Annotated in this window: 26 protein-coding genes; 3 read left to right on the top strand and 23 right to left on the bottom strand. The window is 44.8% G+C overall.

The window, feature by feature from the left end; translation table 11 throughout:
* Nucleotides 1-27: 27 nt before the first annotated feature.
* The 9 genes from tsaD to M3M36_RS04895 form a co-directional block, all read right to left on the bottom strand.
* Nucleotides 28-1,062, bottom strand: a complete 1,035-nt coding sequence (tsaD, locus tag M3M36_RS04935; RefSeq protein ID WP_252773494.1) for a tRNA (adenosine(37)-N6)-threonylcarbamoyltransferase complex transferase subunit TsaD — start codon at nucleotides 1,060-1,062, stop codon at nucleotides 28-30.
* Nucleotides 1,059-1,556, bottom strand: a complete 498-nt coding sequence (locus M3M36_RS04930) for a GNAT family N-acetyltransferase (RefSeq protein ID WP_252773493.1) — start codon at nucleotides 1,554-1,556, stop codon at nucleotides 1,059-1,061. The genes tsaD and M3M36_RS04930 overlap by 4 nt, the downstream gene beginning before the upstream one ends.
* The gene (gene rimI / locus M3M36_RS04925; RefSeq protein WP_252773492.1) at nucleotides 1,522-2,073 is read right to left on the bottom strand and encodes a ribosomal protein S18-alanine N-acetyltransferase; all 552 of its coding nucleotides are present in this window, start codon (nucleotides 2,071-2,073) and stop codon (nucleotides 1,522-1,524) included. The genes M3M36_RS04930 and rimI overlap by 35 nt, the downstream gene beginning before the upstream one ends.
* Complete coding sequence (gene tsaB / locus M3M36_RS04920; RefSeq protein ID WP_252773491.1) at nucleotides 2,057-2,842, bottom strand: tRNA (adenosine(37)-N6)-threonylcarbamoyltransferase complex dimerization subunit type 1 TsaB; 786 nt, start codon at nucleotides 2,840-2,842, stop codon at nucleotides 2,057-2,059. The genes rimI and tsaB overlap by 17 nt, the downstream gene beginning before the upstream one ends.
* A gap of 134 nt (nucleotides 2,843-2,976) precedes the next feature.
* Nucleotides 2,977-3,246: a phosphocarrier protein HPr gene (locus M3M36_RS04915; RefSeq protein WP_047974667.1), complete on the bottom strand. Its 270-nt coding sequence runs from the start codon at nucleotides 3,244-3,246 to the stop codon at nucleotides 2,977-2,979.
* Between the two features lie 83 nt (nucleotides 3,247-3,329).
* On the bottom strand, nucleotides 3,330-4,340 hold the full coding sequence (locus M3M36_RS04910; RefSeq protein ID WP_252773490.1) for an L-threonylcarbamoyladenylate synthase: 1,011 nt from the start codon (nucleotides 4,338-4,340) through the stop codon (nucleotides 3,330-3,332).
* Nucleotides 4,337-5,272 carry a peptide chain release factor N(5)-glutamine methyltransferase gene (gene prmC, locus M3M36_RS04905; RefSeq protein WP_252773489.1) on the bottom strand — a complete coding sequence of 312 codons (936 nt, stop codon included), beginning with the start codon at nucleotides 5,270-5,272 and terminating at the stop codon, nucleotides 4,337-4,339. Before prmC ends, M3M36_RS04910 begins: the two co-directional genes overlap by 4 nt.
* The gene (gene prfA, locus M3M36_RS04900; protein ID WP_252773488.1) at nucleotides 5,272-6,351 is read right to left on the bottom strand and encodes a peptide chain release factor 1; all 1,080 of its coding nucleotides are present in this window, start codon (nucleotides 6,349-6,351) and stop codon (nucleotides 5,272-5,274) included. Before prfA ends, prmC begins: the two co-directional genes overlap by 1 nt.
* Before the next feature lie 9 nt (nucleotides 6,352-6,360).
* Entirely contained in the window at nucleotides 6,361-6,951 is a 591-nt protein-coding gene (locus M3M36_RS04895; protein ID WP_252773487.1) for a thymidine kinase, read from the bottom strand.
* A gap of 140 nt (nucleotides 6,952-7,091) precedes the next feature.
* On the opposite strand from M3M36_RS04895, the gene M3M36_RS04890 reads away from it, so the two are divergent.
* On the top strand, nucleotides 7,092-8,450 hold the full coding sequence (locus M3M36_RS04890) for a Mur ligase family protein (RefSeq protein WP_252773486.1): 1,359 nt from the start codon (nucleotides 7,092-7,094) through the stop codon (nucleotides 8,448-8,450).
* Nucleotides 8,450-9,181: a type 1 glutamine amidotransferase gene (locus M3M36_RS04885; protein WP_252773485.1), complete on the top strand. Its 732-nt coding sequence runs from the start codon at nucleotides 8,450-8,452 to the stop codon at nucleotides 9,179-9,181. Before M3M36_RS04890 ends, M3M36_RS04885 begins: the two co-directional genes overlap by 1 nt.
* Nucleotides 9,182-9,261: 80 nt before the next feature.
* On the opposite strand, the gene M3M36_RS04880 is transcribed toward M3M36_RS04885, so the two are convergent.
* The 3 genes from M3M36_RS04880 to M3M36_RS04870 all read right to left on the bottom strand — a co-directional run bounded on the left by M3M36_RS04880 (nucleotide 9,262) and on the right by M3M36_RS04870 (nucleotide 11,970).
* Nucleotides 9,262-11,106 carry an APC family permease gene (locus M3M36_RS04880; RefSeq protein WP_252773484.1) on the bottom strand — a complete coding sequence of 615 codons (1,845 nt, stop codon included), beginning with the start codon at nucleotides 11,104-11,106 and terminating at the stop codon, nucleotides 9,262-9,264.
* A 121-nt stretch (nucleotides 11,107-11,227) separates the two neighbouring features.
* Nucleotides 11,228-11,617, bottom strand: coding sequence for a methylenetetrahydrofolate reductase (locus M3M36_RS04875; protein ID WP_252773483.1), 390 nt, complete (start codon nucleotides 11,615-11,617; stop codon nucleotides 11,228-11,230).
* Complete coding sequence (locus M3M36_RS04870; protein ID WP_252773482.1) at nucleotides 11,593-11,970, bottom strand: hypothetical protein; 378 nt, start codon at nucleotides 11,968-11,970, stop codon at nucleotides 11,593-11,595. Before M3M36_RS04870 ends, M3M36_RS04875 begins: the two co-directional genes overlap by 25 nt.
* Before the next feature lie 108 nt (nucleotides 11,971-12,078).
* On the opposite strand from M3M36_RS04870, the gene M3M36_RS04865 reads away from it, so the two are divergent.
* A complete protein-coding gene (locus M3M36_RS04865; protein WP_252773481.1) occupies nucleotides 12,079-12,408 on the top strand; it encodes a thioredoxin family protein in 330 nt (109 codons plus the stop codon).
* Between the two features lie 97 nt (nucleotides 12,409-12,505).
* On the opposite strand, the gene M3M36_RS04860 is transcribed toward M3M36_RS04865, so the two are convergent.
* The 11 genes from M3M36_RS04860 to M3M36_RS04810 all read right to left on the bottom strand — a co-directional run bounded on the left by M3M36_RS04860 (nucleotide 12,506) and on the right by M3M36_RS04810 (nucleotide 22,090).
* Nucleotides 12,506-13,363: a S1C family serine protease gene (locus M3M36_RS04860; RefSeq protein WP_252773480.1), complete on the bottom strand. Its 858-nt coding sequence runs from the start codon at nucleotides 13,361-13,363 to the stop codon at nucleotides 12,506-12,508.
* A 43-nt stretch (nucleotides 13,364-13,406) separates the two neighbouring features.
* A complete protein-coding gene (locus M3M36_RS04855; protein ID WP_252773479.1) occupies nucleotides 13,407-14,723 on the bottom strand; it encodes a sensor histidine kinase in 1,317 nt (438 codons plus the stop codon).
* Nucleotides 14,707-15,405 carry a response regulator transcription factor gene (locus M3M36_RS04850; protein ID WP_252773478.1) on the bottom strand — a complete coding sequence of 233 codons (699 nt, stop codon included), beginning with the start codon at nucleotides 15,403-15,405 and terminating at the stop codon, nucleotides 14,707-14,709. The genes M3M36_RS04855 and M3M36_RS04850 overlap by 17 nt, the downstream gene beginning before the upstream one ends.
* Before the next feature lie 208 nt (nucleotides 15,406-15,613).
* Nucleotides 15,614-15,979: a type II toxin-antitoxin system PemK/MazF family toxin gene (locus M3M36_RS04845; RefSeq protein WP_252773477.1), complete on the bottom strand. Its 366-nt coding sequence runs from the start codon at nucleotides 15,977-15,979 to the stop codon at nucleotides 15,614-15,616.
* Nucleotides 15,980-16,042: 63 nt separating this feature from the next.
* A complete protein-coding gene (alr, locus tag M3M36_RS04840; RefSeq protein WP_252773476.1) occupies nucleotides 16,043-17,185 on the bottom strand; it encodes an alanine racemase in 1,143 nt (380 codons plus the stop codon).
* A 2-nt stretch (nucleotides 17,186-17,187) separates the two neighbouring features.
* On the bottom strand, nucleotides 17,188-17,592 hold the full coding sequence (gene acpS, locus M3M36_RS04835; RefSeq protein ID WP_252773475.1) for a holo-ACP synthase: 405 nt from the start codon (nucleotides 17,590-17,592) through the stop codon (nucleotides 17,188-17,190).
* A 59-nt stretch (nucleotides 17,593-17,651) separates the two neighbouring features.
* Nucleotides 17,652-18,938, bottom strand: a complete 1,287-nt coding sequence (dltD, locus tag M3M36_RS04830; RefSeq protein ID WP_252773474.1) for a D-alanyl-lipoteichoic acid biosynthesis protein DltD — start codon at nucleotides 18,936-18,938, stop codon at nucleotides 17,652-17,654.
* Between the two features lie 6 nt (nucleotides 18,939-18,944).
* Nucleotides 18,945-19,181 carry a D-alanine--poly(phosphoribitol) ligase subunit DltC gene (dltC, locus tag M3M36_RS04825; RefSeq protein ID WP_047974650.1) on the bottom strand — a complete coding sequence of 79 codons (237 nt, stop codon included), beginning with the start codon at nucleotides 19,179-19,181 and terminating at the stop codon, nucleotides 18,945-18,947.
* A 15-nt stretch (nucleotides 19,182-19,196) separates the two neighbouring features.
* Entirely contained in the window at nucleotides 19,197-20,408 is a 1,212-nt protein-coding gene (gene dltB / locus M3M36_RS04820; protein ID WP_252773473.1) for a D-alanyl-lipoteichoic acid biosynthesis protein DltB, read from the bottom strand.
* Nucleotides 20,401-21,930 carry a D-alanine--poly(phosphoribitol) ligase subunit DltA gene (gene dltA / locus M3M36_RS04815; protein WP_252773472.1) on the bottom strand — a complete coding sequence of 510 codons (1,530 nt, stop codon included), beginning with the start codon at nucleotides 21,928-21,930 and terminating at the stop codon, nucleotides 20,401-20,403. The genes dltB and dltA overlap by 8 nt, the downstream gene beginning before the upstream one ends.
* 19 nt (nucleotides 21,931-21,949) lie before the next feature.
* The gene (locus tag M3M36_RS04810; protein WP_252773471.1) at nucleotides 21,950-22,090 is read right to left on the bottom strand and encodes a teichoic acid D-Ala incorporation-associated protein DltX; all 141 of its coding nucleotides are present in this window, start codon (nucleotides 22,088-22,090) and stop codon (nucleotides 21,950-21,952) included.
* Between the last annotated feature and the right edge of the window lie 120 nt (nucleotides 22,091-22,210).

Genomic DNA, 22,210 nt, shown 5'->3' with positions numbered 1-22,210 from the left:
CTATTCGCTCATTTTTCACAAATATTTTTATTCATTATCCTGCTGGTCAAGGTCAATCAACGGAAAATCAAGGCCTGGATTTGTGTTCAAATCAAGATCAGCAAAAATCTTGTCTTGATAGTTCCAATAGCCAGCCGCACCAATCATGGCTGCATTATCACCAGTATACTGCTTGGGCACCGGGATAAAGTCAATGTTTGAAAAATCAGCCATTAAATCAGTTAACGCAGCACGCAAACCACTGTTAGCAGCCACTCCACCAGCTAACACGAGTGACTTCACCGGAAAGTCAGTCAAGGCCCGTTTTGTACGACCGACCAGCGCCTTAATAACTGCAGCCTGGAAAGAAGCCGCCAGGTCTTCTTCCTTGATGGTTTCACCGCGCTGCTCAGCGTTGTGGACCTGATTGATTACGGCTGATTTTAAACCAGAGAAGGAAAAGTTATAACCGGCTTCTTTGGCCATCGCTTGTGGAAAGTCGATGGTGACCTGTCCCTGATGGGCCAGGTCATCGATTGCCTTCCCGGCTGGGTATGACAAGTTCAACAACCGACCAACCTTATCATAGGATTCACCAGCGGCATCATCAAAGGTTTCACCCAAGATGTGGAAATCATTGGGCTCTTTCATCAAGACCAATTCCGTATGACCACCAGAAACCATCAATGCCAAAGCAGGAAAAATAATTGGTCGGTTAAAATTAGCAGCCGCAATGTGGCCGGCCAAATGGTTGACTGGAATCAACGGCAGGCCATGAGCCATTGCAAAGGTTTTTGCCCCCATTAAACCGACTAGCAAAGAACCGACCAAACCTGGGCCATAAGTCACGGCCACACCATCAAGGTCTTTTGGCTCAACCTGCGCATCCGCTAAGGCAATGTCTAAAGTCTTCGTAATCCATTCAAGATGGTGGCGGGAAGCAACCTCAGGTACGATCCCACCAAAACGTTGGTGCGAATTAATTTGAGTTGCCACCGCATTGCTCAAGACGGTCTGACCGTCCTTGACAATGGCGACTGAAGTCTCGTCAGCACTTGATTCAAAGGCAATTAAAGTTGTCATAAATTCTTCTCCATTAAGATGGCTGTTTGACCGTCATGGTAGTAACCATCGCGACGGGCATAAATTTCAAAGCCAAACTTTTCGTACAACCGGCGGGCAGGAAGATTGTTTTCAGCCACTTCTAAGTAAGCCGTTTGCCCGTAATTTTGCTCACAAAAAGCCTGCATTAACTCACGAGCAATTCCTAGCCCCTGGAAAGCTGGATCAACTGCCAAAAAAGAGAGGTCGACCTCGTCCAAGATGGCTCGGTAAGATAAAAAGCCGACAATTGGGTTGTTCTCAACAGTCCCATCATTTAAAACTCTTTTAGCAGAAGCGGACATTGCACTTTCTGCTAATAAGTAGGTCACCCGTCCAGCTGCCAACTGCTCATCGATTAACCGTTTTGATACCTGGTCCCTTAAAAAGGCCGCCAAAGCGATTTGGTGAATTCTTGGACTATCCTCAATTGTTGCTCTTTTAATGTTCAAGGTCGAGTACCATTGAAATTGCATCTTCATGGTTATCAATATAATAATGTTCCACAACATCAATAACCGTAAAACCATGGTGGTCATAGAGGGCCAAGGCACCAGTGTTTGACCGCCTGGCTTCCAAGGAAAGCTCTTTTAAGCCAATTTCACGAGCAACCGCCTTTGCCGTATTAATGAGATAAGAGCCAACCTGTTGTCCCTGCCAAACCGGCAAAACGGCAATATTGGCAATATGTAAATCAGAAACCAAATCACGCTTGACCAGGGCAATAAAGGCAATGACCTGGTCCTTTCTTAAGGCAACCAAGTATAGCCGATCCTTTTCTTGGGTTAGTTCATGGTAAAAATCGCGCGAAACCCAGGGTGCGTAACCATTATAGACCGCTTCTTGAATGGCAACGAGTCCGGGAATATCGGAAACAGTTGCTACTCGTAATAATAGCTCTTCTCCAGCAGCTTGAAAAAACTCTCCAGGAAAGTCGACCAATGTTTGAGCGACCGGCCGCTCTTTTTGTTTTCTTTTAAACTTTAAAAACATAGGGTTTGCCCTGCCCGTCATCTTGATGATTTTGTTCCCAGTTTAATTCCGCCTGGGTTTTTCTTAAGTATGATGGCGTCAAGTCATCAATATTTTCAACGGGTGTCGTTGTGGCTGAAAGAGCCAAAAGGCCAGTCCCCGTTGGTAATGACTGGTCATGATCCAAAATCTTGAGGGACTGATTTGATAAGGCCTCTTCAATCGTGTCCTGGAAATGCAACCCATCCCCAACTACAACCACCGGCTCGGCTACCTGGCTAACAAGGGCCAAGACCTCCTCCAATGGATAATGGCCATCCGCCAAGACGACCGTATCGCCCAAATAAGCACCGGCAAAAACATTTTGATTGCGGGCATCAAAGAGGACCAACACAACCGTGTCCCTGGCTATCTGCCCCGCATGAAAATTGTCGACCATGGAATTCTCGGCTGCTAGTACATCAGGTTGTTGCTTTAGTTGGACCTGCTTGGCCAAGCTTTGCAAAGATGAAATAGCTAGAAGTGGCTTTTTCAGCGTGTCCGCTAAGACCTTACCAACCGTCAAGCCAATGCGCAAACCCGTAAAAGATCCTGGCCCCTTGGCAACAGCAATTTGATCGATATCTTGTATCGTTAATTCCTGAGCGGCCAGAAGCGACTTAATCGCTGGCAAAAGATCAATTGAATGGTTTTTTGGCTTGTCTGTTTGAAATGTGTCGAGTAATTGGCCGTCTTTTCCTAAGCCGACGAGCAGTGGTTGGTTACTTGTATCAATCACCAAAATATTCATGAAAGCCCTCCCTGTCATCGACGCCAATTAACATCGATACTTTTCTTCATTTTACTAAAAATCATTCTTCATTCAAATAAAAAAAGCCGCCAAAATGCGACCTTTCGTCGAAATTAATCTAAAATCAGCCTTGGTTACTTAACCAAACCTTCATCCTTCATGACCTTGGCCACTGCTGCCAAGGCATCCTTTGCATCATCACCATCAGCCTTGATTGTCACGTCTGCACCATGGCCAACACCGAGTGACATCACACCCATGATTGACTTCAAATTAACTTCCTTGCCTTGGTATGACAAGGTAACTTCTGAAACAAACTTTGAAGCTGCCTGTACTAATAAAGTAGCTGGACGGGCATGAATCCCTGTCTCTGAAATGATGTTAAACTCTTGTGTCTCTGCCATAATAATTCTCCTTTTTGGAAAAGTCTTTTATTCAGTTTTAGTTTATCAAAGCGCTTACAAAATAGCAAGGTAAATCTCTTTTATTACAGAGTAAATCGCTGGCCACCACTGGCTTTGCCTAAGCGATTGTTATATGCCTTACCCAAATCAATGTCTGGCATTGCTTGGGCATAGATTTTGTTCACTTCGTCTTTTTCATCAAAGTAGCGTAACCCAGCAAAGAGATTTTCACTAGCACCAGCCAAATCAGCCCCTAAAGACCATGATGGCACGGTTTTTGGCAACTCTGCCAGCAGCTCCTCGAAAGCCATGACGGCATCACCATCTTCCAAGCTTTCTTTAAGGTCGTTGAAGTCCAATGGGTCAAAGACAATCACGGGCTTATCTGGTGCATAATGCCGGTACTTCATCCCCGGAGCCTTCGGGGTTTCGTTGGCCGCCAAAGACTTTTGGCTAGTCCCATCAATCACTTTTTTCCCCAAGACCACTGTCAACATCTTTTGACTAACGGCTCCAGTACGTAAAATGGTGGGCTCGGCCGCTGTCAAATCAATGACCGTTGATTCCAAGCCAACTTGGGTTGGACCATCATCCAAAATAGCAGCAATCTTGCCATCCAGATCATGATGAACGTGAGCAGCCGTTGTCGGTGATGGCTTACCCGAAAGGTTAGCAGATGGCCCAACAATTGGCGTCCCAGCCTTGCGAATCATTGCGCGCGTTGCTTGGTTGTCAGGCATGCGCACAGCGGCCGTTTGCAAACCACCCGTCACCAACATGGAAACAGCATTTTCCTTAATCGGTAAAATAATGGTCAATGAGCCCGGCCAAAAAGTGTTCATCAACTGTCGCGCTTGATGAGAGACCTCGACGTAAGCAGACAACTGACTCGCATCCCCAACCGTCATGATTAACGGATTATCCGCAGGTCGGCCCTTTGCCGTAAAGACTGCTTGTACGGCTTCGTCATTGGTTGCATCTGCACCCAGACCGTAAACCGTTTCAGTTGGAAAAGCAACTACCTCACCAGCTTGAATCAATGCCGCTGCTTCTTCGATATCCGTACTATTATTCTGTAAATCTTTCGTTTTCATTTTTTTAACTGTACCCGGATTAGTCGGTCAAGACCGGCTAAATCCTGTTTCAATGTCACTGTTGCTGTTGGTAATTGGTCTTGGAAAAGCTTTGTTAAGGCTTTGCCCTGGTCATAGCCAATTTCAAAGTAGGCCACCCCACCTGGCGTGAGCTGTTTTTCCAAACCATGAGCCATTCGTTCATAGAGTGCTTTACCACCATTTGGAGCATACAAGGCCAAATCAGGTTCAAAGGTCACCACTGAGTTATCCATCTCTTCCTGTCCATCCGGCCGTATATAGGGCGGGTTGGAAACGATAATGTCAAAACGTTGGTTGGCCACTGCTGTGAAAATGTCGGAATGCATCAAGCCAACACGATTCGCCAATTCAAATTGATGACGGTTTTTCTTGGCCACCGCCAAGGCATCCAACGAAATATCCAGGCCAATGCCACGGGCAGCGGGTAATTCCTGGGCCAAAGTCAAAATAATCGCACCAGAACCGGTTCCAACGTCTAGAATTGTTGGCGCTTGTTCACCCTTAGCTTTCAAATCAGTCAAAACCCAGTCGACCAGTAGCTCCGTTTCTGGACGGGGAATCAAGACCCGGTCATCAACTACGAACTCACGACCATAAAAGGGTGCCTGGCCGAGAACGTACTGGGCAGGCACACCCTTTAGTAACTGGGCAATCCATGTTGGCCAACGTTTGGCTAGCCAAGGGTGCATTTGTCGAGTTAGGTTGGCCCGCAGCATCCCATAGTTCACTTTCAAAGCACCCGTTAAAAGAAAATCAATGTTATCACTCGCCTCGTCTGCATCCAAGCCAGCAGCCGTCAATTCCTTGAGTGCCCACTTGCGCGCTTCTAACAGTGAAATCGGAACCGGTTTTTCTGAACCTGCCTGTTTGGAACGATGTGACTGTTGCCAGTCGGTTTTTTTGTGTGTCATTATTGCTGATTTAACTCCGCCAGCTTGGCTGTTTGTTCGGCTAAGACCAACGCATCAATGATTTCATTTAAGTCACCGGCAATAACCCGGTCCAACTTATTCAAAGTCAAACCGATACGGTGGTCTGTCACCCGATTTTGTGGGTAGTTATAAGTTCGAATTCGTTCGGATCGTGCACCTGAGCCAACAGCGGTTTTCCGCTGCTCAGCATACTCCGCCTCGTTTTCCTGGGCAAAGTGGTCGTAAACACGGGCATTCAAAATCTTCCAAGCCCGTGCACGGTTTTGTTGCTGGGACCGTTCGTCTTGCATGGCAACCGTAATCCCCGTTGGCTCGTGAGTCAAGCGAATAGCCGAAGACGTTTTGTTAACGTGCTGACCGCCGGCACCAGATGACCGGTAAACATCCTCACGAACATCCTTTGGATCAATTAAGCCGTCTGCATCGACTTCTTCGAACTCCGGCATTACCCCGACCGTTGCGGTTGAGGTGTGAATACGGCCTTGTGTTTCCGTTGATGGCACTCGTTGCACCCGGTGGGCACCCGACTCGAATTTCAATTTTGAATAAACGTTGTTACCAACAATCATGGCAACCACTTCTTTATAGCCACCAACTTCAGTCATCGTTTCATCAACAATCTGCAATGACCAACCCTGGTTCTCGGCGTAACGTCGATACATGCCTAACAAATCAGCCGCAAACAAGGATGACTCGTCCCCACCTGCAGCACCACGAATTTCCATAATGATGTTTTTATCATCGTTTGGATCAGTGGGCAGCATCAAAACCTTCAATTTTTCCTCTAATTCAGCTTTCACAGGCTTCAGTGCCGCCAGGTCTTCCTTGGCCAGCTCACCCATTTCGGCATCTCCTAAGAGCTCTTCCGCCTCTAACAAATCGTTGACAACCTGTTGATAACGCTTGAAGGTTTCAACCGTTTCACGAATACCACCCGCTTCTTTTGAAAGCGCCATGTAATTCTTGGAATCGCTCATGACTTCGGGATCGGCTAGCATTTGATTCAACTCATCGTAACGGTCTACAACCGCTTGTAATTGTGAAAATATCGGATCCATGGTGTCTCCTTAATTCTTTGGAATCATTTCTAAAACTGGATGGTACCAATGCTTGCGGCAGGTTGGCAAGTAGGATTCATCCCCCCCGATTTGCACCTGGTTACCAGAATACTGCGGTTGGCCATTGGCAATTCGTAGCTGAGTCGTTGCCTTTTTACCGCAAAACGAGCAAATTGTCTTCATTTCTTCGAGCTTGTCGGCAATTTCCAATAAACGGCGTGAACCTTCAAACAGGTGGTTAAAGGCATCTTGCTTCAGGCCAAAGGCCATCACGGGCAAACCCAAATCATCCACCACATAGGCTAATTGATCAACCTGGTTGGCCGTTAAAAATTGAGCTTCATCAACTAAGACAGCTGCCAACTTTGCGTTTTGACGGTCCTGAATCATTTCATAAAGGTTTTCATTCTCGTCGACAACCGTTGCTGGCCGTTTCAAACCAATTCGTGAGGCAATCACACCAATCCCATCGCGGTCATCTACTAAGGGGGTTAGCAACAAAACCTCTTTATCCTGCGATTCATAATTATGAGCAACTTTCAAAATTTCAATCGATTTGCCAGAGCCCATCGCCCCATATTCAAAGTACAGTTGTGCCACGTTTTCGCCTCACTCGTTTTATCTATTCTATTAATCCATTATAGCAATTTTTTAACCATAACTCGACTGCCTAGACCATTTTAGGGAAAATTCGCAAGACGCATGGTAAAATAAGAATTTAGAAAAAGGGGGACTTTTTTATGTCAGTAAAAAGTCAGTTAGCCAAATTTACGGCCAAAAGTAGTCATTTTTTGCTCCGCAACATCTTAAAGCGCGGTGGCACTTCTTTGCCCGGCAAGCTAGCCGTTAAGATTGATCCAGAAGTTTTACAGACCATTGAAAAAGAATTCGACCTGGTCATTGTCACGGGAACAAACGGAAAAACATTGACAACCGCTTTAATTACTCGGGTTTTACGGGCCGGCGGTTACACAGTGGTGACTAACCCATCCGGATCCAACATGGTCCAGGGAATCGTTGGTACGCTTCTAACTACAAAAGTTAAGCCATCACCGAATGGAAAAAAGCCTGTTGCCGTTTTGGAAGTTGATGAGGCCAACGTCTTGTCACTGGCAAAGGCCATTGAACCAAAATACTTTGTTTTAACTAATCTTTTCCGCGACCAACTTGACCGCTATGGTGAAATTTATTCCACTTACGATAAGATCATCGCCGGTATTAACCAAGCTCCAAATGCAACGGTGATTACCAATGCTGATTCGCCCATCTTCGCTCGTGGTTCTTACTCAAATCAGCGGATTTACTATGGCTTTGACAATGTGAAAGAAACTGATTTTAAAGACTTAACGGCGCCAACAAACACAGATGGTATTCTCTCCCCAACGGACAACTCCGTTCTTCATTATAACTTCATTACTTACGCAAACCTCGGCCGTTATTTTTCAACAACCGACAGTTTCAAGCGACCTAAGCTCGATTATGCTGTGACATCATTAAATGAGCTAACGCCAAAGTCTTCTGCTTTTGACCTCGATGGCACACCTTACAAAATTGCCATTGGCGGCCTCTATAACATCTATAATGCGCTGGCTGCCTACGCTGTTGGTCGAACCTTTGATGTCAGTCCTACTGATATCAAGAAAGCTTTTGAAGAAGATAAGCAGGTCTTTGGCCGCCAAGAATCACTTGATGTCGCTGGCAAAGATGTCACAATTCTGCTCATCAAAAATCCCGTCGGTACAAACTCCGTGATCGATATGATGGAGACGGAAAAAGATCCTTTCACCTTGATTACACTCCTCAATGCGAATTATGCTGACGGAATCGATACTTCTTGGATTTGGGACGCTGAATTTGAACGTCTCCATGATTCAAAATTAGCCGCTCTATCAACCGGCGGTGAACGTTATCAAGACGTCACTGTTCGCTTGAAGATGGCCGGTTTTGACCTCGATGGCACCTACCAAAAGACGGAAGAAATCCTAACCGCAATCGACCAAGCGCCAACTAAAAAAGTTTATTTGGCCGCGACCTACACGGCCATGCTCCAAATTCGGGCCGTCTTAAAAAACCATGGTTACATTCAGGAGGAATATTAATGGCTGACTATACACTCAAACTAGCCCACCTCTATGGTGATTTAATGAACACTTATGGTGACTACGGCAACATTATTGCCCTGCGTTACTATGCTAAGCAAATTGGCGTCGATGTTGATGACCAGCTGGTTTCCCTCGATGATGACTTCGATCCAAAAGCTTACGACTTTGTCCTCTTTGGCGGTGGCCAAGACTACGAAGAAACTGTCGTAGCCAATGATTTGAAATTGAAGGCCGACGGACTAAAGGAATACATCGAAAACGATGGTCCACTTCTAGCTGTCTGCGGTGGTTTCCAACTCCTCGGTCATTATATGGAAATGGCTGATGGCACCAAAGTTGATGGTATCGGGGTCATGGATCACTACACTACCAATATGACGGACAACCAGGTTAAAACCCTGAAGGGTAAACGGTTAACTGGTGACATTGTCATCAAAAATAACGAAACTGGCGAAGAATACCACGGCTTTGAAAACCATCAAGGTCGAACATTCTTGGGCCAAGGTGAAAAAGCCTTAGGCACGGTCACAACTGGCCAAGGCAATAACGGCATGGATCAGACCGAAGGCGTGATTTATCATAACGTTTATGGTTCTTACTTCCACGGCCCAATCTTCACCCGCAATGGTAACTTAGCCAAACGCGTCTTAGCGACTGCCCTATCTCGCAAATATCCAGACGTTGATTGGCAAGCCAAGTTGGATCAAGTTCCTGCCGAAACTTTCTAAAAATAGGTAACAAAAAAGCCTCCAAAACAATTTGGAGGCTTTTTTTGAACCAATCCTAAAGATGATTGGCTGACTGATTGTTATTCCGAAAGATGGTAATAATAGGTCGAAATAGAGATATTATCCATTGCCGATAAGGCTGCTCGCAGTCGCAACGAGGACTGGTTATGCAAAATATTTTGCCAAGGCTTCTTCGGCACGAACTGGGGAATAATGACCGTTACGGAATGGTTAATCTTTTCAGATTGATGGGAAACCTTGGTCACAAAACCAACCACTGGTTTAACAATCGATCGGTAAGAAGAGTGCACGTCGACGTAACGGACATCTGGAAAATTAGCTGTAAACTGCTTGGCAATCTTTTCTTCCTTAGCCGGATTAATATCAAAGGAAACGTGCATGGCCACCACCTTAGTCGCGATGGATTGCGCGTAGTCGATGGCCTCAGCCGTTACCTGGGTTAAGTTCGAGACCAGGACGATCGCTGTCGAGCCGGAATATTCTGGGTGCTTTTGCTCGTTTTGATCCAGGTATTGCAAGCGCAATTGTTTTGAAACGGCATCGTAGTGCTTCTTAATTTTGAAGAACACGGTCAAGACCGCTGGCATGATAATCAAGTACGGCCAAACATGTGTTAGTCGGGTAGCAAACAAGACAAGGACCAAGGCAGCCGACATAAAGGCGCCAAGGAAATTAATGGCCGCCTTCCCCCACCAGAACTTGGGTTTCAACCGCCACCAATGGATAATCATGCCCGACTGAGACAGCGTAAACGGAACAAAAACGCCAACTGCATATAGTGGAATCAAGGCGTCCGTCGATCCATGGAAAATCACGGTCAAAATCATGGCGCCAAACGATAGTGACAAAATACCATTGGAATAGCCCAATCGATCACCCTGATCCATAAAGAGATGCGGGAGATACTTATCCTTGGCCAAGTTCACGGCCAGAACAGGAAAGGCCGAAAAGCCCGTATTAGCGGCCACCGCTAAAATCAGCGTTGTTGCTAATTGGACCAGATAAAAGCCCAGACCATGCCCCCCATAGGTAATGGCAGCAATTTGCGACAAAACCGTCGAGTGACTGTTTGGCACAATACCATACCAGTAAGACAAAAAAGTAATACCCAAAAAGAAACTGGCCAAAATTAAAGCCATCATCGTCAAGGTGGTAGCGGCATGCTTTTCCTTGGGGGCCTTAAAGTTTGGCACTGCATTCGAGATGGCTTCCACCCCTGTTAACGAAGAGGAACCAGATGAAAAGGCACGTAAAAAGAAGATGAGCGATAAAGCCGAAAAATCCGTACCGATTTTTGCGGCAGCATGGTAGGCAATCGCTCCGGTTGCGGCCTGAAAGAGGCCATAAGCTACTGTCACGGCCATAATCACGATAAAGAAGTAAACCGGCAGCAGCAAAAAATTAGCCGATTCACGCAAACCACGCAGGTTTAAAGCCGTTAAAATCAGGATAATCACCAATGAAAGTGGAACGGCAAAAGGCAACAGGCCTGGAATCGCAGCCGTCATCGCATCAGCCGCTGCCGATGCAGATACCGCAACCGTTAACATATAGTCAACTAACAATGAGCCCCCGGCCACTAGACCAACCTTGGGCCCCCAATTCTTACTGGCAACCGTATACGCGCCACCTCCGTTTGGATAAGCATGAATAATTTGTCGGTAAGACAAAACGATGGCTGCTAAGAGTAGCAAAATTAAGAGTGCAATCGGTAATTGTAACCAAAGAGCCACTGCTCCACCCGCCAGTAAGACAGCCGTAATCGATTCCGTCCCATAGGCAACGGATGAAAGGGCATCAGATGATAAAAGGGCCAAGGCCTTGGACTTTGATAAAGCCTGGTCGGACGCTTCTAATGTTTTCAGCGGTTTGCCAATTACAAACCGCTTCACGTTTCTAAACATGGTTGTCTCCAAATCATTGTAATCAAACCATTGTACCTTGTAATGCGGAAGAAAAATAGCCAATCAACGTCTTTTTTTCGGATATTCGAATTTTTCGTCGCCAAAAAGCCATTGTCATCCCTTAAAAGTTAGCAAAATAGTGGATACCCGCTGCTTGGCCGTCTGTTAAATCCGCAACTAAACGTGCACTGGCCAAATCAGGATTTTTTCGCCAATCATTAGAGACAGTCAGACGTAAGACCCGTTGAACCCAGTCAAGCTGATTTTGACTAGGGTAATGAAGGACACCCGCCACCAAAATCAAATTCGCTCCGGCCATCTTCAAGCCCTCTTGAACTGCCAAAAAGTTATCAACGTTAAAGAAAATCTGACTAATCAAAATTTTCGCCCCATTCCTTTCCTTAGTCAAGGCCTGGTTAACCACCCAGGCAACGCCATGGGTATTGACTTGGTTGACATCGAGGGTCGTCGCCAAACTGAGCCCTGCTAAATTGTTTTGATGAACCGCCAAGAGCAAATCTTGAGCTGATGAAAATCCGTTGCTATCCGTTTTTTATCCCCAGTCACCAGCAAAAAATTGTTTAACCCAAGGTCTTGAAGAAGATTAAAGGTTGATTCCACTTGACTGGGCTGAATATCTTTAGCCCGAACATGAACCATCACCGGTTTTTTCGTTGTTAGTTGAATTTTCGCTGCTGTCTTCAACAGGGTCTGCCAATCATGGCCTGTTTGGCCTTGGTTGGCTAGGCTAAAATACTGAGCCCGATCGCGGGCGCAGGCACTTCTCAGTACATTTTTAATGGTTAATTCCTGTGAAATAACCGGTTCTCGCTGGTCTTGGTAGAAATCAGTTATGGACTGCATTTGTTTTCCTTATTCTACTTTCAAATAACAACCTAATTACAACTAGGCCAATTTTATAAATTCTAATTTTCATGGTATAATGGATAAAAAGTAACGGAGGTCAATCCCATGTACCAACCTGAAAAACACACAAACGAAGAAATTCAAACTTTTATCGATCAACCCGGTCGGCAGCTCATGTTCTTATCGGCTGACTGGTGTGGGGACTGCAAGGTCATCAAACCTTTCGTTCAAGGAATTAAGGATGAAGTTTCTAAGACAGCTGGTTGGATTGACGCCGATCGCGATGACAATTTAGACCTAGCAACAAGCTATGGTTTGCGTGGCATTCCTTCTTTTGTCCTCTTTATTGATGGCAAGAAAGTTGACCAAATCGGTCATGGAGAACGCCTAACACCAAAGCAAGTAACTGACTGGTATGAAGGAACCCTTCAATAAGTCAACTTCATTCTAACAAAAAACCAAGCCGCTTGGCTTGGTTTTTCTTTTTAATTACTTTTCACTACTGTCCCATGCAAACTGTATGAGGCAGTTTTTATTTAATAAAAGCGGCCACCGTATTAGCCGGAATAGCAAAGCCCATTCCTTCAATATTGGTATCAGCAGCGCCAGCCGAAATCTTAGCTGAACTAATGCCAACGACCTCCCCAGCCAAATTAATCAAGGCCCCACCTGAATTACCAGGGTTAATGGCTGCATCCGTTTGGATAACTTGAACGTTTTGATTATTAGTCTGTGAAATTGCTAGCGTCCGGTTTGGTGAGGAAATAATGCCCTTGGTCATCGTGGAGGCATAGGCCGCTCCCAATGGCGAACCAAGCGCCAGCACCTGTTGACCGGACTTCAAAGATGAGCTATCCGCTAGCTTGGCAACTTGCTTAAAGGCGGTCGATTTCACGCGAATCAAGGCTAAATCCTTGGACGTATCTCTTTTAATAACAGTTGCTTCGGCCTTTTGACCGTTGGCATCCACGACCTGGATGGCCGCTGAACCTTCAATCACATGGTTATTCGTCACGATATCGGCAGTATCTTTTCCAATCTTCACAACAACACCTGATCCCTGGGCAGCCGTCTCGTAATCGGTCTGCTGCTTATCCTTTGTTTGATCATCAAAGGCTGATACTCCATCGCCTAGCGAAGCTGATTTTTGTAAATTCTGCACCGTAACAACGGCATCTTTAACCTTATTGTAGGCACTAGTTGCCTGATCTTTGCTCTTATAGGCAGTCTTTGCCACTGTGGCCGTCCCAGCGGCATTCGTATGGGTGGCTTGTGCCAACTGACTTTGATACCAAGATCCTGGTGAGGAACTAAACAACACCAGCAATCCACCGATTACAAAGGCAGCCACTATCATAGTGGTAAAAGCATGTACTCTTTTACGAATCATCCGGCAGCTTTCCTTTCAAAATTTTCTTATCTTTAGACCACACTTAAAGTGAGAGAGTCACCTTAAAAATTGTCCCCTTTGGTTGATTGTCGCTCACAGTTATCTTACCATTATGGGCAGCGACTATCCATTCTGCAATGGATAGGCCTAAACCAGTGCCACCAGTTTCACGATTACCAGTTTTATCCTCACGGTAAAAACGGTCAAAGATATGCTTTTTCGCGTCAGCTGAAATGCCGCGGCCAGTGTCGGCAACCGAAAGTGTTAAACGTTTTTTCTCAATCGCAGCCGAAACCGTCACGGTTGCTCCTTCATCCGAATACTTTAGCGCGTTATCCATTAGCAGTACCAATAATTGGTGAATCCGTTTTTGATCAATATCGACTTCCTGACGAACAGCATTGTGGATAACCACCTTTTTGTCCGATATTTCCCCCATTTCAATGTAAGGCGACAAAATTTGCTGCAAGAACTGACCGACATCGGTTTTTTCCTTTTCAATTTTGGTCATGTTTGACCCAGTTTTAGCCAAGGTTAACATGTTATTGGTCAAGGAATTCAACCGCCTGACTTCCGATAGCGAAAGAATAATGGCTTCGGACTGCTGACGAATCGTGTTATCCGGCTTGGTTAGCATCGTTTCTAGCTTTCCTTGAATGACTGACATCGGTGTCCGCAATTCATGGGCAGCATTATTAACGAAGTCTTGTTGCTGATCCCAAGCCTTTAAGATTGGCTTCATACTTTGCCGGGCAATAAAGAAGGCAAAGAACAACGCAAAGATAAAGGCCGAAACAAATGACCAAACCATCACGTCCTGGAATTTTTTCAAATTCAAAACAGTATCCGTGACATCAACAAAGACATAGCCATAGGTCGCCGATTTCAGACCCTGGCCATCTGGCACTAAGACCATATTCGGTTTAAATTTAACAGCCTGAATTCTCAAATAAGTCTTATTAACATGAACTGTTCTGGGGGCCAAATTTAAATCACTAGTATCAAACTGCAGACCAAAACGTCTTGTTAAGACATTCTTGGAACCATTATTATTTGTCTGATTTTCAATTTCCTTCCCCTTTTCATCATAGTACAGAAAGTTTCCACGAAAATCTTCTGGCATATGACGCATAGAATCAGCTGTCAGCATCTTTTGCTTCGCTGAGGCTCCTTCATCCAACCAGTTATTGCGTTGATAGTACTCCACATATTGGTTAATAACCTTGTCAGAGCTATCATAAATCGTGAAGGTATAAACCCAAAAAATCACCCCGGCCAAAAAGCCAAAAATGACCATCAGACCCAGGGCCAACGTTGAAAAATTATCAATTTGCTGTTTGCGATTAATCAGTCTTGGCATCCGGCACCTCGAGAATAAAACCAATGTTTCGGAGCGTCTTAATTAGCCCGCCCTGGCCAACTGCCTCAAGTTTTCGGCGCAGGTTATTCAAGTAAATATTGACCACGTTAATCGTGGTATCAGAATCGATGCCCCAAACACGATCAAAAATTTGGTCCCGGGTCACGATGATATTCTTGTTTTGACCCAAATAGGTCAAAATATCAAATTCCTTGCCGACTAATTTGACACTTTGACCGTGAACCTGAACGCCACGATTTTCTAAGTTAATCGTTAGTTCTCCGACTGTAATCATGTTATCTTCGGAATAGACACCCGTTCGGCGTAGGAGTGCCTTTACTCGAACCAATAATTCTTCGCGGTGGAAGGGCTTAGTCAAATAGTCATCGGCACCTACGTTGAAACCTTCAATTTTATCATCCAGAGATGCTTTCGCCGTTAAAATTAGAACAGGCGTATCCACTTTGTCATCCCGAAGATTCTTGATAATCTCCAGACCATTTTCACCTGGTAACATCAAATCAGATATAATCAGATCGTAAGGGACTTCTTTCCCCTCATATTCACCATCTTGGCCATCCGTCACCGCCGTGACATCGGCAAAGTCTTCCAAAAAGCCGACAATATTATCGGCCAGATTTTTATCATCTTCAATTAACAGGATTTTAATTGCTTTGGCCATCAGTCCTTCTCCTTTGGGGCAGTGTGCCCGTTAAAATGTCTTATCAGTAATGTTACTTTAACAACAACAGATTAAGGTCATATTAAAAAAGCCTTACCATGCTTGGCAATGAGGGTTTCCTAGATCAACAGACTAGCCCTAATTAAACTAGCCCAGCAATCATCACCGTTAACAATGGTTCACCCGCTGAAGGGCCGCAACCTAAATTTTAGGCCAAGCCAATACTAATTTTCAATGCCTTTGCCACTGCCTTCATTAAGCCATCTTGCTGGTCAATATGTGCAATGCGGTCGCGCAAACGATGCTTATCGATGGTTCTGATTTGCTCGGCCAAAATAATGGAATCCCGTTTAATACCGCTAATCGCCGCCGGCAATGAAATATGTGTCGGCAACTTGGGCTTGGCTATCTTGGAAGTAATCGCCACTACAATGGTCGTTGGAGCGTTCATATTGCCCATATCATTTTGCACCACTAAAACTGGGCGCAAGCCGGACTGTTCGGAGCCGATTCCCTGCTTTAAATCGGCATAAAAAACATCGCCACGGCGAACGTTTTCATAATCTGCTGTCATGTCTATCCTCTTATGTATGGGCGCTTTGCCCTATTTTGTCACTGCCTATATGCTTGGTCACGCTTATTTATCTTCGATGACACGTGGAATTCGTGACCCAATTCCAGTTAGTACTTCATGTGGGATACTTTGACCATATTCGGCCAGTTCTTCGATACTGATTTTTTCTTGGCCATCTTGTCCAAATAAAATGACATCCGTATTAATTGGAACAGGCTTGCTCAATGAAACAATCATTTGATCCATCGTGACCCGGCCAAGGACTCGTTCTTTTCGGCCGTTGATCAAAACGGTCATACCCGAAAAAGTTCGATGATAGCCATCGGCATAACCAAGCGGCACTGTGCCAACCCATTGATTCTCGTGTGCTACATAGGTTGCACCATAGGAAACCGCCTCACCAGCCAAAAGCTGATGGACACCCCAAATTCTAGCTTTAAAAGTCGCCACTGGTTGCAATGGTAGGTCGGTTTTTTTGGATGGATAGGCCGGATTATAGCCATACAGGGCCGAACCAACGCGAATCGTTTCGGTTGGAATTTCATCAAAATGGAAGAGTGCTGAACCTGTGTTAGCAACGTGCCAGTACTTGGGATCGATATCTAGGGCTGTGACCTGAGCTAAAAAGTCAGCTTTCTGCTGGTCATAGTAAGCCTGATTTTGATCATCTGCCGTTGCAAAGTGCGTGAAAACCCCAGCCAATTCAAAGGCGTCCTCCCCCATAACAAACTGATACATCGATGACAACTCTGCCTTCGTCTTAGCACCCATTCGCCCCATACCGGTATCGATAGCCAGGTGGACTCGTAAAGGTGGTAGTGGACTATCACTAGCTTGTAAGAGATCTCTTGCAGCTAATAACCAATCCAGGTTGCCAACTGCTGGCGCCAGATAGTTTTCAGCCATCACCGTTACCAAATTTACGTTTTGGACGCCAAGTAGGACAATTTGGTCCCTTCTTTCCGGCAAAACCTGGCGGACATCTAACCCTTCATCAACCGTTGCTACAGCAAAGTCATGAACGTCTGCTTGCCCCGCCAAAACTGTTGCTGCCCATTTGGCACCGTGGCCATAGGCATTTGCCTTAATAACAGCAATTAAGCGCTTGGCTTTTGCATGGGTCATAATTGTTTTAGCATTATGAACCAGCGCTGCTGCTGAAACGAAGAGTGCCGCTCCTCGCCTAGAAAATGGATCATCATTCATGTCTAATTCTCTTTTCTACCAATAAAACGAGCCGCGAAGCGTTGTAACCAGCTAGCTCTTTCAATCGTAACAACCGTATTGACATAATCACCACTATGGGTAATGGCGACCTCAATCCGATTTTTTTGTCCCACAACCTTCATAACTGGTCGACCTGATTTGGCATTCAGGATTGAAATATCCTGCCAAGACACATCGCGACCAATTCCAGTCCCTAATGCCTTAGCATAAGCTTCCTTGGCTGAAAAGCGGCCCGCAACAAACTCTAAGTAGTGCTTGCCCGTCCGTTTTTGAACTGCCTCCTGTTCGGCCGGCGTTAAGATTGTCGACAAGAAGTTTGGTCGTCTAGACAATACGCCTTCAATTCGGCTAATGGACTCCATGTCGTTTCCGATTCCGATAATCATACCTTCATTTTATCAAAAAAAAAGAGAATCAACACAGAATGTGTCAATCCTCTAACTTTTTATGAAAAGGTTTGTAGCTCTTGATCTTGTGGCTTAAAGTTCTGCCATTCCTTTGACAAGAAGTTGTTGTTGATCTTGTAATCATTATCCTGGTACTTACCAGACAAGAATGGATTCAAGTACTGGTCCAATGCCAGCCAACCACGCCAACCAATGTGAATCGTATCCTGCATGAAGAAGTCTTCCCCACCACGGTGTGACAGATCAGCAATGTTGTTAAAGCCTTGGCTTTGCAACTGATACTTAATCTTATCAACCGCCTGGTAGTACATCTTATCAGACAAACCTGTGTAAGCAACCCAACGTTGGTTAACTGGTGTAATGACAAATTCGACATCCGTATGGTTCTTGGCAAAGTTTTCCAAAACAGCTTGCAAGTATGCATATTCAACTGATTGACGGTAGTCATAGTGAACCTGAGCATCCTTAAGCATCTTCTGGTCAGCCCAAACACGAGTACGATAGAACGAGTTCTTAATCCTAAAGCGGTTCGAACCAGTGTTCTTTTCACCCTGTTCGAAACCAATTTGGTTCAAGGCCTGCTCTTGATACTGGCTCGGCAAGTCCTTAGCATACTTCATCACTTCATTCTTGTAGTTATGGCTTGTTTCAAAGTTTGAGAACAAGGCATCCTGTCGTGACAAAATCTTGTGCTGGAAGCGCAAAGCTGATTTATCGGCTGAACTTGGTCCCTGACCATCTTCCACGTTATGCAGCATCCGATTAAACATCGGCTTATCACGCACCAAAGACTGCTTCAACAAAGCTTGGGCCATAAACTGGTCGGTTTGGCTCGGCTGATCCATGTTCAGCAACCAATCCACCACTTGTAGTGGTGAATAGAAAATTGAAAACGCATCCGTTGAGCCCGTCTTGGTAAACCACTGTGGCGAAATCACAAAAACTGCCTTCTTGTGGTCCAACCCCTTTGGCATCTCTTGCATATTCAAAAACTGAACCATTGATTCAGATCCCGCCTTACCAAGCATAAATGGTCGGTAAGAGCGGTTATACTTTTCAGCCAAAACAGATGGATGTAAAGAATCGAAGCGAGATAATTCTGATGAACCAAAGAAAGGAATATAATTTACTTTTTTGTCACTAAAGGCAGCGTCTTTAACCGCTTCCCCTTTAACGATTTGGCTTGAGAAAGACACAGAAGCTTCCCTCAAGTACTGCTGACTATAATGATTCAGCGGGAATGGCAGAAAAAAGACCAGGCCGATAAGTGCCAGTGCTGCAAGCACCGGGCCAAAGATCTGCCACAATTTTTTCTTGTTAGTCATGAGGTTTTATCCCAACAATGATTCTACTTTAGCAATAATCTTGTTTGCTGTGTCCCAGTCTTCGCGATTAAATTCTGAAACAGGTGCTTGAATACCAAACTTGTTTTCCAAGTCCAACAACAATTCAACAGTAGCCATTGAATCCAACAACCCTGAATCAAATAAGTTTTCGTCCATTTGTGAAGACAAGTCTTCGCCAATGATATTGTTCAAAACTTCTAATACGCCTGCTTTTACGTCCATTATATTTCTCCTCTATTAGTGGTGGAACCAGAACTTATCTAAGAATCCACAGAATACCAAGAATGTTAACATCACGAAGTTGAAGGTCAAGAAGATGGCAAACACTTCCGTGAATTTGTTATGTGGGATTTGATCACGGTGCTTCTTTTTAAAGCGTAACCAGGCATCGTTGACAATCATTCCTGTTCCATGCAACAAAGCATAAACGATATAATACCATGTCAATCCGTGCCAAAGGCCCATGACCATCATGTTGACCAAATAGCCAACGTTTGAAACAGTAGTCCGGTTTTTAATCCACTTCTTACGCATCACCATGAAGGAGAAGCGCATGAAGACGAAGTCTCGGAACCAAAATGACAACGACATATGCCAACGATTCCAAAAGTCCTTGATGTTATGAGACCGGTAAGGTTGGTTAAAGTTTATTGGTGATTTAATCCCCATGACATATGATGTAGCGATGGCAAAGCGAGAATAACCCGCAAAGTCAAAGAACAAATACATACCATAAGAATAGGCCACACCAATTAACCACCAGGAAAAGCCATGATGATTATCGCCCATTGCCAAACCTTGAAAGAATGGATAAACAATTTGACCAAAGTAATAAGACAAGATGAACTTGTAGACGAAGCCTAAGAAATAAGACTTAACTGCATAGCCCAACATGTCAATATAGTCTGTTCTTTCAGGTACTGATCCAGCATCGCCGGCAAAGCGCGTGTAGCGATCAATTGGACCTGATGACAGGGTTGGCATAAAGAGCATAAAGCGCAAAAACATAATTGGCTTAAACTCTTTAATGGCACCATCCCGCGTCTCAATAATCATCCCTGTTGAGCGGAAAGTCAAATAAGAAATTCCTAAGAAACCAAGCAGAGTGAATTCAGGCTTGAAAACACCAATGGCGCCGAAACGCACTAATGTAATCGGCAAGATTGACAATGCCACCATTAGGTAGAAAACCCAGTTAGCATTCTTCGTCTTGCGATAAGCCGAATAAAAAGATACAAGACAGAACTGCCAGATACTATATACCAGTATCGCAATTCCCTGGTTGACATAGTGACCAGTATCGAAAATTAAAAAGATAAAAGCCAAAGAGACCAAAATCTCATACCAGACAATGCGCTTACCAAAGTAAAGTCCAATTGCAAGTGGCACCAAAGCCACTAAGAGGTAAAAGAAGTAGGTCGGATCGGCATAGGGTTGTAGATTAGGCATTGCCATTCACCTCAGCAATCAAGCCCTTCAAGTTTACCTTACCATTTGGTGTCAAAGGCATGGCATCGCGGTAGATAAACCGCGATGGCATCATGTATGGCATGATGATGTCCTTTAGGTCTGCCTTAATAGCGTTAGTCAAATCCATTGGCTTTTCAAAATCGTTCTTCTTTGGGACAACAATGGCCAACAACTGCTTAACTTCACCATCTGCGTCGTAGCGAGGAACGGCAGCCGCCTGTTCAACCCACTGAGACTTCAAAAAGTGCTGGGCAACTTCTTCCAATTCGATTCGGAAGCCATGCAACTTGATTTGGAAATCCACACGACCCTTGTAATGCAAGAGGCCGTCTTTGTCCATGTAACCCAAGTCACCAGTCTTATAACCCGGTTGACCGTCGACCGTTAAGAAAGCAGCCTTGGTCTTTTCGGGGTTATTCAAGTAACCCTTTGAAACAGCTGTACCAGACAAAACGATTTCACCCGATTCATTAACTGGCAAGACCGTTCCATCCTGATCCATGATGGTTGCCTTCATTTCAGGTTGCATGTACCCGATTGGCAACTTGTCATACTTGGCCAAAACTTCGTCCGTGATTTCAATTGCTGATACGGCAACGGTTGCTTCCGTTGGACCATAAGTATTAAAAATTCGGGCATCCGGGAAACGTTCGCGCAATTTCTTGGAAGTTGTTGCTGTCAAAACTTCACCACAGAACAAGAATTTCTTCAAGCGGGGGTAATTTTCTTGCTTAAAATCAGGACTCAACAAGGCAACGTTGGCAAATGAAGGTGTTGAAACCCACAAATCCAAGTCCATTTCTGGCAAAACAGTAAAGAGTTGCTTAAAGTCATCGGCAATTTCCTTTGACAATGGCTTCATAACGCCACCCATCAACAGTGAGCCTCCCCATGACATAACAGAAACGTCAAATGAGAACGGTGTCTGAGTCAAGACATTGTCTCCATGGTGTAAATCAAATTCATCAGAGAAGAGCCAGTTCAAGTAAGATAAGGCGTTCTTATGTGAAATCTGAACACCCTTTGGCTTACCAGTCGTACCTGAAGTAAAAATAATGTAGTAATTATCATCGCCCAAAACTGGGTGAGTTAAGTCATATGACTTCTTAGCAGTGAAAGCCGCTTGCAATTTTTCACCCTGGAAAACAGGGACAGATTCGATTGGCAATGGCAATTCATCCAAAGCAATCACTGCTGAAGGTTGACCAATTTCCAAGATATTTTCAATCCGGTCCTTGGCAGAATCCTTGTCAACCGGTGCATAGGCGTGGCCTGATTTTACAGCAGCTAAGAAGGCAGCTACCATTTCGAACTGATGTCCACCAAAAACCATAATTGGTGACTTCTCAGGCAAGTTTTGCTCATCTAAGTAGGCCGCCAATGAGTCAGAGTAGGACTTCAAATCGCCATAAGTATAGGTATGGCCCAACCCGTCGTAGGCAATCGCATCAGGATTTTCCACTGCATAGGCATCGATATTTTTGTAAATGTTATCAATCATTTGTCGCTTCCTCTTTATTTTAGAATTCGTTATAAATGAAGTGGCCCCCGGTAACGCCGGAATAGCCATATAGATAAATCAAGGCTAAAATGATTAAAAAATAAGCCAGGGTTTTGACAACAAATGTCACCCAGGGCTTGCTCAGAAAACGCTTGAACATCGCGTGACGCCCCCAAAATTGTTCGGTTAGTGTTATAATTATTGGCATATTACCAGTGGTACCTAGTAAAACACTTTTACTATTATAGCACAATACTTTTTCTTGTAATACCACCCCAAA

The organism is Fructobacillus americanaquae (genome assembly GCF_024029775.1).
Classification (GTDB): domain Bacteria; phylum Bacillota; class Bacilli; order Lactobacillales; family Lactobacillaceae; genus Fructobacillus; species Fructobacillus americanaquae.
This window is presented reverse-complemented; position numbering and strand designations above follow the sequence as displayed.

What these genes read in the sequence shown, in the direction of transcription:
- tsaD (WP_252773494.1), bottom strand. Translation starts at nt 1,062, where the DNA reads ATGACAACTTTAATTGCCTTTGAATCAAGTGCTGACGAGACTTCAGTC.
- dltC (WP_047974650.1), bottom strand. Translation starts at nt 19,181, where the DNA reads ATGGACGTAAAAGCAGGCGTATTAGAAGTTTTGAACAATATCATTGGC.
- M3M36_RS04885 (WP_252773485.1), top strand. Translation starts at nt 8,450, where the DNA reads ATGGCTGACTATACACTCAAACTAGCCCACCTCTATGGTGATTTAATG.
- M3M36_RS04865 (WP_252773481.1), top strand. Translation starts at nt 12,079, where the DNA reads ATGTACCAACCTGAAAAACACACAAACGAAGAAATTCAAACTTTTATC.
- dltB (WP_252773473.1), bottom strand. Translation starts at nt 20,408, where the DNA reads ATGCCTAATCTACAACCCTATGCCGATCCGACCTACTTCTTTTACCTC.
- prmC (WP_252773489.1), bottom strand. Translation starts at nt 5,272, where the DNA reads ATGACACACAAAAAAACCGACTGGCAACAGTCACATCGTTCCAAACAG.
- rimI (WP_252773492.1), bottom strand. Translation starts at nt 2,073, where the DNA reads ATGTTTTTAAAGTTTAAAAGAAAACAAAAAGAGCGGCCGGTCGCTCAA.
- M3M36_RS04810 (WP_252773471.1), bottom strand. Translation starts at nt 22,090, where the DNA reads ATGTTCAAGCGTTTTCTGAGCAAGCCCTGGGTGACATTTGTTGTCAAA.
- M3M36_RS04910 (WP_252773490.1), bottom strand. Translation starts at nt 4,340, where the DNA reads ATGAAAACGAAAGATTTACAGAATAATAGTACGGATATCGAAGAAGCA.
- dltD (WP_252773474.1), bottom strand. Translation starts at nt 18,938, where the DNA reads ATGACTAACAAGAAAAAATTGTGGCAGATCTTTGGCCCGGTGCTTGCA.
- M3M36_RS04880 (WP_252773484.1), bottom strand. Translation starts at nt 11,106, where the DNA reads ATGTTTAGAAACGTGAAGCGGTTTGTAATTGGCAAACCGCTGAAAACA.
- tsaB (WP_252773491.1), bottom strand. Translation starts at nt 2,842, where the DNA reads ATGAATATTTTGGTGATTGATACAAGTAACCAACCACTGCTCGTCGGC.
- M3M36_RS04890 (WP_252773486.1), top strand. Translation starts at nt 7,092, where the DNA reads ATGTCAGTAAAAAGTCAGTTAGCCAAATTTACGGCCAAAAGTAGTCAT.
- M3M36_RS04860 (WP_252773480.1), bottom strand. Translation starts at nt 13,363, where the DNA reads ATGATTCGTAAAAGAGTACATGCTTTTACCACTATGATAGTGGCTGCC.
- M3M36_RS04850 (WP_252773478.1), bottom strand. Translation starts at nt 15,405, where the DNA reads ATGGCCAAAGCAATTAAAATCCTGTTAATTGAAGATGATAAAAATCTG.
- alr (WP_252773476.1), bottom strand. Translation starts at nt 17,185, where the DNA reads ATGAATGATGATCCATTTTCTAGGCGAGGAGCGGCACTCTTCGTTTCA.
- prfA (WP_252773488.1), bottom strand. Translation starts at nt 6,351, where the DNA reads ATGGATCCGATATTTTCACAATTACAAGCGGTTGTAGACCGTTACGAT.
- dltA (WP_252773472.1), bottom strand. Translation starts at nt 21,930, where the DNA reads ATGATTGATAACATTTACAAAAATATCGATGCCTATGCAGTGGAAAAT.
- M3M36_RS04915 (WP_047974667.1), bottom strand. Translation starts at nt 3,246, where the DNA reads ATGGCAGAGACACAAGAGTTTAACATCATTTCAGAGACAGGGATTCAT.
- M3M36_RS04845 (WP_252773477.1), bottom strand. Translation starts at nt 15,979, where the DNA reads ATGACAGCAGATTATGAAAACGTTCGCCGTGGCGATGTTTTTTATGCC.
- M3M36_RS04855 (WP_252773479.1), bottom strand. Translation starts at nt 14,723, where the DNA reads ATGCCAAGACTGATTAATCGCAAACAGCAAATTGATAATTTTTCAACG.
- acpS (WP_252773475.1), bottom strand. Translation starts at nt 17,592, where the DNA reads ATGATTATCGGAATCGGAAACGACATGGAGTCCATTAGCCGAATTGAA.
- M3M36_RS04930 (WP_252773493.1), bottom strand. Translation starts at nt 1,556, where the DNA reads ATGCAATTTCAATGGTACTCGACCTTGAACATTAAAAGAGCAACAATT.
- M3M36_RS04870 (WP_252773482.1), bottom strand. Translation starts at nt 11,970, where the DNA reads ATGCAGTCCATAACTGATTTCTACCAAGACCAGCGAGAACCGGTTATT.